Source organism: Moorena sp. SIO2C4, from assembly GCF_010672485.1.
GTDB classification, from domain to species: Bacteria; Cyanobacteriota; Cyanobacteriia; order Cyanobacteriales; family Coleofasciculaceae; genus Moorena; species Moorena producens.
Genome location: NZ_JAAHGN010000398.1, coordinates 1 through 6,352, shown reverse-complemented (window position 1 = coordinate 6,352; position 6,352 = coordinate 1). Strand labels below are relative to the sequence as shown.

5 protein-coding genes are annotated in these 6,352 nt (G+C 45.9%); 3 read left to right on the top strand and 2 right to left on the bottom strand.

Translation table 11 applies throughout. The annotated features are described in order from the left end of the window. The coding region (locus tag F6K20_RS20040) for a DUF6930 domain-containing protein (protein WP_287295788.1) at window positions 1-1,515 on the top strand (1,515 nt) is incomplete at its 5' end. A gap of 318 nt (window positions 1,516-1,833) precedes the next feature. Here the strand turns inward: F6K20_RS20040 and F6K20_RS20035 are convergent. Next, the gene (locus F6K20_RS20035) at window positions 1,834-1,965 is read right to left on the bottom strand and encodes a ribbon-helix-helix protein, CopG family (protein WP_008179590.1); all 132 of its coding nucleotides are present in this window, start codon (window positions 1,963-1,965) and stop codon (window positions 1,834-1,836) included. Window positions 1,966-2,020: 55 nt separating this feature from the next. Here F6K20_RS20035 and F6K20_RS20030 point away from each other — a divergent pair, with 55 nt between their 5' ends. Further along, the gene (locus F6K20_RS20030; protein ID WP_044492266.1) at window positions 2,021-3,244 is read left to right on the top strand and encodes an RNA-guided endonuclease InsQ/TnpB family protein; all 1,224 of its coding nucleotides are present in this window, start codon (window positions 2,021-2,023) and stop codon (window positions 3,242-3,244) included. Between the two features lies 1 nt (window position 3,245). On the opposite strand, the gene purM is transcribed toward F6K20_RS20030, so the two are convergent. Continuing rightward, entirely contained in the window at window positions 3,246-4,298 is a 1,053-nt protein-coding gene (gene purM, locus F6K20_RS20025) for a phosphoribosylformylglycinamidine cyclo-ligase (protein ID WP_008179594.1), read from the bottom strand. A gap of 672 nt (window positions 4,299-4,970) precedes the next feature. Here purM and F6K20_RS20020 point away from each other — a divergent pair. After that, on the top strand, window positions 4,971-6,053 hold the full coding sequence (locus F6K20_RS20020) for a septal ring lytic transglycosylase RlpA family protein (RefSeq protein ID WP_008179597.1): 1,083 nt from the start codon (window positions 4,971-4,973) through the stop codon (window positions 6,051-6,053). The last annotated feature ends 299 nt before the right edge of the window (window positions 6,054-6,352 follow it).

Sequence of the window (6,352 nt, the reverse complement as noted above, 5' to 3'; positions counted from 1 at the left end):
TTTTTTTTTTCACGGTCCGGACACCAACGAGATCTCCACTCTTACCCTACCCGACGTTATTTAGTATCACCAACAATGGGACCAGAAGCGATTGTTCGTGCCCTTATGCAAGCCATGGAACATCCCCAAAGCCCCGCCAGACCAGCACGACCCTCAAAGATTGTTGTTCGTAACCGAGAAATTCAGTTTTTTTTGCGAGGTGTCCTTCAAGGGTTAGACATTGGAATTGATTATGTACCCAATTTACCCTTGATTGACGAACTGTTTCGGGGATTTGAGGAAATGGCGGCTACTCGACAACCCCAGCTACCACCTAAGTATGCCGACCTACTTATAGAAAAAGCCTATGAAATTTGGCATGAAGCTGCTTGGGAAGTAGTGGCTGATCATCAGATTATCTCGATTGAATTAAATCGCTGGGATTTGGAAACTCTATACGTCTCAGTAATGGGTATGCTGGGTATGGAGTACGGGGTACTACTATATCGGTCCTGGGATTCCCTGAAACGGTTCCGATCATCAGTGCTGGCAGATGACTCGTGGGACAAGATGGAACAAGCTTTCTTAGGGCAAGATTGCTTGTTTTTAACCTTCGGGCGGTTTGGGGATGATACCGAAGATGAGGATGAAGAGGATGATATTGATTTAGCTGATTTGCCAGTATCAGAGATTGTACCTGGCTTTGGTACAGTCCATCCCTTGGAAGGAATGCGACCTTATATTTATGAAGAAGAAGCGATCGCCATTTATGTTGCCCTAGAAGCCATTCAGCGATTTGTTCACGATTACCATGAGCAATTAGATGACGAAAACTTACCCAAGATTGGTAAGCGTTACCGCATCCCGGTACCCCTAGAAGCAAAATCTACTGTTAACGTTAAAGTTAACACCCATCCTGACCTAGCGGATGAGTTGTTAGAGATGGCAATTGAGTCCGAGGAAGATGATTTCGATTCAGGGTCGATGACCATACCCTTACGGGATGACCTTGTGCCAAAGGATGCTTTCCTCAAGCTGGGCATGATGTCTTGGGAAGCAATAGAATCTATTCGCTCTGGTGTCAAATCCTATCAGTCTCAGAATATTAAAGCAATCGGGGAAGGCATGCCAGTTATTTTGATTCAAACCACCCGACCAAAGGCACAAGTGTTGATAGAACAGATCCAGACTGCTGGTGGAATCAAAGGGATTTGCTTTAATTCAGGGGAAGACCCCTTTGAGGGCACACGCTACGACCTTGGCATTATCCAAACAGAAAACAGCAGTCTTTATTTGTTAGGAGAGTTTTCTGAAACCGATACCAACCATGCTGCTGCCCGCGAGCAGTGGGAGGAGGGTTGTGAAAATCAGGGCTATTGTGGTTTAGTTATTGCCAGAGGTCTAGCAGGAGCATCTCGGGGTAATCCCAAGCCTCGTGACATGATGGCATTGTTTGAAGCGCGATCGCTCTCCACTACAGATTTGGGAATAGCAATCCTGAAGGCAGAACCCTCAATAACTGAGCCACCCTTTTGAGTTTCTGATTGAGAGAATAGACCTCTTGCAAAAATAACTAAGCAATCATTTTGGATAGCTTCTAAGTCAATTTTGAGACCTATTCCCTATTCCCTATTCCCTATTCCCTATTCCCTGACAACTGCCGCGAAGTCTAATGATTGAGAGACTGCCCACCCAGAAGCCTGATCGGATCACGGGATGAGCTAAAGCAGCAGCAGCCCCGCGCTCTACCCGAAGGGTGAGCGTCGGGAAGAATGCGAGCTAGATGAGGAGGGTGGGTCAATCAATGCCGAAGGAACTGAGGCGAGTGCGACCCACACCGACGAGACGAGCAACTCACTCAGGCAATGAACGAATAAATTCCCGCAGAACATCCGTGATGGATCTTTCGGTTTTTCGACAATAGGAATCCAGTCGATCTTTTTCGGTTTTAGGGAGTCGAATCTGGATTGTTTCTTTACTGGTCATGATTGCAGTGTATGGAAATATGCACTACAATAGTATCACGACAATATTTTTTCCTATGCGAACCGCCTACCAGTACCGATTAAGATTGACTCGACAACAGCAAGTCACCATTGACCAATGGCTTGACATTTGCCGTCGGCAATACAACTATCGGCTGGCAGAGCGGTTTAATTGGTGGGAGCAAAATCGCTGCGATATTAATGCCTGTCCATTGGTATGTCATCTCCCAGAATTGAAAGACCGTCCTGATTTCTATGCTCAGAAACGGGATCTGGTCAACTCGAAAAAGCTGTTCCCCGAATACAAGGATCTGCCGTCACATACTCTGCAAGATGTGATTGCACGAGTAAAAAAGACGTTTGATCGATGGCTCCAAGGGGATTGCAACGGCAAGCGAAGCGGTAAGCCCCGGTTCAAAGGAGTTGGGCGTTATCGTTCAATTGCGTTTCCAGATCCCATTAAGCCAGAACATATTGACGGGCGATTGATCCAGCTACCAAAGATTGGCAAGTTGAAAATGATTCTGCATCGTCCGTTGCCAGATGGCTTCAAAGTGAAAACAGCAACTATTACCAAGAAAGCGGATGGGTATTACATCACGTTGTCGTTACAAGATTCGTCGGTTCCCGTTCTTACTCCTGATGCTCCAAGTCTCGATAATACCATTGGGATTGATATGGGATTGAAAGAGTTTCTGGTAGATGATTCGGGGGCATACGAGCCAATTCCTCAACACTATCGCAAAGCAGAGAGATGCCTGAAACGGTTGCAGCGCTCACTTTCTCGTAAGAAGAAAGGTTCCAACCGTCGAAAGAAAGCTATTAAGCGAGTCGCTAAAGCTCACTTGAAAGTTTCAAATCAGCGCAAAGACTTTCACTACAAAACCGCCAAAAAGCTTTTATCTCAAGGCAAGAATTTAGCACATGAAAAGCTGAACATCAAAGGTCTAGCCAAATCTAGGCTGGCAAAATCTGTTACGGATGCTGGATGGGGTCAATTCCTGCAAATTCTCTCAATCAAGGCTGAAAGAGCCGGATTGTTGGCAATTGCGGTGAATCCAAACGGCACTTCTCAAAACTGCTCTGAATGTGGTGCAAAAGTCCCAAAAACGCTCTCAGACAGGCTTCATAACTGTTCTGAATGCGGGCTGACGATTGACCGTGACCACAATGCAGCAATCAATATCAAGTATTTGGCGGTAGGGCATTCCGTCAATAAAGCTCAGGTAGCGTCCGATGCAATAGCAGGAGTCCCTGAGAAGCCCGCGCTCTATGCGTGACTCATGAGCGTCGGGAGTATGTAACTAGACCAACAACACCACCATCCCCTGGGATTACTTCACCAATTTTACATGCATTTACCTGCTGTGAATTAAACGATGTTAGGGTTTGCTCAACCTGCTGTTGAGGAACAATCAGCACAAAACCAATCCCCATATTATAGGTATCAAACATTGCCTGAGGACTAACCTGACCTGTTTGGGCTAGCCACTTAAAAATTGGTGGAATCACCCAGCTGTTGGGATAAATCTGGACGGATTGTCCAGCACCCAGGCAACGAGGGAGGTTTTCTGGGATACCGCCGCCAGTAATGTGAGCCATACCGTGAATCTCGATACCAGCCCTACGAGCATCAAGCACCGGTTTGACGTAAATCTGAGTTGGTGTCAACAATTCCTCCCCTAAGCTTTTACCAGCTAAAAATTCCGGAGTTATGTCCCAGGAAAGAGCGTTGTCTGGGGAATCCTGAACAATTTTCCGGATCAGACTAAAACCATTGCTGTGGACGCCCTGACTGGCCAAACCAATTACCACATCTCCAATTTGGACTTGGGAACCGTCAAGCATGCGGCTCTTTTCCACAATTCCTACACAAAATCCTGCTAGGTCATACTCAGCGAGTTCGTAGAAACCAGGCATTTCTGCGGTTTCCCCTCCTAGTAAAGCACACCCAGCCAGACGACAACCTTGGGCAATACCGGCAACAACCTGAGTCAGTTGTTGTTGGTTGAGCTTGCCAGTGGCTAAATAATCCAAGAAAAACAGGGGTTCCGCACCAACAGTCAAGACATCGTTGACGCACATCGCTACCAAATCAATGCCAACAGTGTCATGGCGGTTGAGGTCTTGAGCCAATTTGAGTTTAGTACCAACTCCATCAGTTCCAGATACCAGCACTGGCTCAGTATATCCAACTGGCAGCTGAAAGCAACCACTAAAACCACCTAGTCCACCTAATACTTCCGAACGGTGGGTACTTTTTACCAGGCTACGGATTTGGTTAATAAATCCTCGACCTGCCTCAATATCAACACCAGCGTCTCGATAATCCATGGGAAAACAAAAATGCTTTTGAGCTAGAAATGCAGGATGTATTTTATATCAAGTCTGGTTGAATACCCATAATTAAGGAGAGGGTGGGGAAGATGGGGAGAAACGGAGGTGTGGGGAGATGGGGAGATAGGGAGATTTTTATTAAGGGTAATTATCCTGACCTGATCTTACAGGGTAGTGTCGATCAAGACCTAGGGGGCAAATAGGGTCAGATCAGTAGTGTTTTGATGAAGGTAGTGGTCAGCGCCGTGGTCAGCGCCGTGGTCAGCGCCCTTTCTTACCAGAATTGGTTGCACCTAGTCTGTATTCAAGTTTACTTTATAGAGGAAATTTGTTGAGGTTGATTCATTAGTTATTTCGCAGATCTTGATGGGATTGATAAGAATTAACTATTATTGGCGTTACTTCACAAAAACTTCACAAAAGCTCTAACCACTAATATAACTTAGTTTGTGGTCAATCTACAACAGTCGATTTTGACAAGTTATTAGTAACAGCTTCATAAAATGGGGATTCCACCATCAGAAACTTCATGGTATTCTGTTTCAGGTTTTTAGTTAAATCACTAATAACCAATTTGTGAGGAGTTAATGGGCAAGTTGAAGTTATGTTGCTGGGTTTCTTGCAGCACCATAATGCCTAAAACTGCCAATTATCGTAGACAACAGACCTATGAATCAAAAAATTTGGGGTGGCATCACCGCTTCTTTCCTAACAACAGTTCTCGGTACAACAACATCAACTCCTGTCTCATCCGCTGAGACAGTTGTTCAGACTGTGAAAGGAAATTCTGATACCCAACTGGCACAAGAATTGCCATCTAGCGCAACTGCAGCAATAAAAAAACTACCAGCTCAGCCCACACCAGAGTTTCAATTGGCTGAGTTTCCAGAGCAACTGAGGACTGCCAGTACCTCAGAAATCATTACCAATATTTATGCTTATCAACTGGCAGGACGTCAGGCAGCTACACTGTATGTCCGCAGTATTCCTGTTCTGACTTTCCTAGGTTCACAGGGAATCAATACTGACCCTAGCAAAGACAGAGTTGCTACTGAGGTTGAAAAGATAGCAACTCCGTCTTCTGTTGCCCCAGGCAACGCTACGATATCGGATGCTAAGGGGTCAGAAAATGACTCAATTCAGCGGGCTCAAGTGGTTGCTGCTCGGATCAATGAACTTCATCGCAACAATGTCAATGCTGAGTCAATCACTGTCCGTTGGAATGGTTCCTACAAAAGCTACAGCATCCAAGTCAATCAGGAAGAATTAGTCCAAGTTGATCAGAATACAATTCTGCCAGATACCACTAAAGACCTGGCTGAAGATGCTCTACAAGCTACTAATCGATTGCGACGGCTGATCGGTTACGCTCCCCCTCTCAAAGAAATTGCCGACTTACCGCCAGCACCAAAACCACGAAGAGTACAGAAAGTAGCTAGGAGTACCACTCGACGAGTAAGAAGTCAGATGAGGGGTATGGCTTCTTGGTATGGTCCGGGTTTCCATGGCCGACGCACTGCCAGTGGTGAGCGATTTAATCAATACGCCCTGACTGCTGCTCATCGTACCTTGCGGTTTGGGACTAGGGTGCGGGTGACTAACATGAGAAATGGTCGCTCCGTCATTGTGCGAATTAATGACCGTGGACCCCACAGCAGGAGTCGGCTCATTGACCTTTCCAGGGGCGCAGCCCGAGTTATCGGACTTGAAAGATCCGGCACTGCTGCTGTGCGTCTAGAGGTTTTATATTAACTTAAATCTTCAACGGCAATGGGTAATGGCTAATGGGGAATGGGTAATCGCTAATTGTAATCTAATTCCCAATTCCCAATTCTCCATTACCAAAGGTGAAAAAAAGTTTGTTGCAGGTAGACACGACAATTAGCTGTCCGGCAAAATTCATCCCACACCTAATGCGTAGCATTAGGTGTGGGATGAATTTTGCACAGGGTATTATAAAATTGCTATAATATATGTACTGATAAACAAAGCCGTTCGCGTAGCGTGGCCTACGGCCTTAAATGCTGGGCAAGTCAGCCACTTACGTGCCT

Excerpts from the sequence above, each read along its gene's own strand:
- F6K20_RS20030 (WP_044492266.1), top strand. The coding sequence starts at position 2,021 with ATGCGAACCGCCTACCAGTACCGATTAAGATTGACTCGACAACAGCAA.
- purM (WP_008179594.1), bottom strand. The coding sequence starts at position 4,298 with ATGGATTATCGAGACGCTGGTGTTGATATTGAGGCAGGTCGAGGATTT.
- F6K20_RS20020 (WP_008179597.1), top strand. The coding sequence starts at position 4,971 with ATGAATCAAAAAATTTGGGGTGGCATCACCGCTTCTTTCCTAACAACA.
- F6K20_RS20035 (WP_008179590.1), bottom strand. The coding sequence starts at position 1,965 with ATGACCAGTAAAGAAACAATCCAGATTCGACTCCCTAAAACCGAAAAA.